Source organism: Oleiphilus sp. HI0086, assembly GCF_001635225.1.
Genome location: NZ_LWFZ01000217.1, coordinates 1 through 497, shown reverse-complemented (window position 1 = coordinate 497; position 497 = coordinate 1). Strand labels below are relative to the sequence as shown.

Genomic DNA, 497 nt, shown 5'->3' with positions numbered 1-497 from the left:
GAAAGCACCAGCACAACAACCGTCTATAAAGTCACAAAACCAGATGGCAGCATATCGTACTCAGACCAACCACAAAGCAACGCCGTCACCTTGGAAGTCGAACCCGTTCCAACCATACCTGCACTAAAACCAAGCCCCATAAGTTTTAGCTCTGCACCTACAGACGACAGCTTTCTTTACCAGTCACTTGTTATTAGCGCACCAATAGACCGGAGCGCACTCCACTCAGGCACGGGTGACATCACTGTAAGCACCATATTAGAGCCTTCATTAAGAGCAGAGGACAAACTGCGCTTTCTGCTGGATGGTGCCGAAGTTGCATTACAAAAAGGGGCGAGCTTGCTGCTAACAAGCCTAAATAGAGGAACACACACGATCACGGTCCAAGTTATCGACCCACAAAACAAGGCTCTTATCTCAGCCAGTAGTCAATTTACAGTTCATCGACCTATCGCCAGAGCGTTCAAAATTAACTAACACATAGAGAGCACCAATAG

1 protein-coding gene is annotated in these 497 nt (G+C 47.3%); it reads left to right on the top strand.

Going from position 1 to position 497, the window contains the following annotated elements:
* A partial coding sequence (locus tag A3756_RS27115) for a hypothetical protein (RefSeq protein ID WP_068552890.1) occupies positions 1 to 477 on the top strand: 477 nt, incomplete at its 5' end.
* Positions 478 to 497 lie beyond the last annotated feature (20 nt).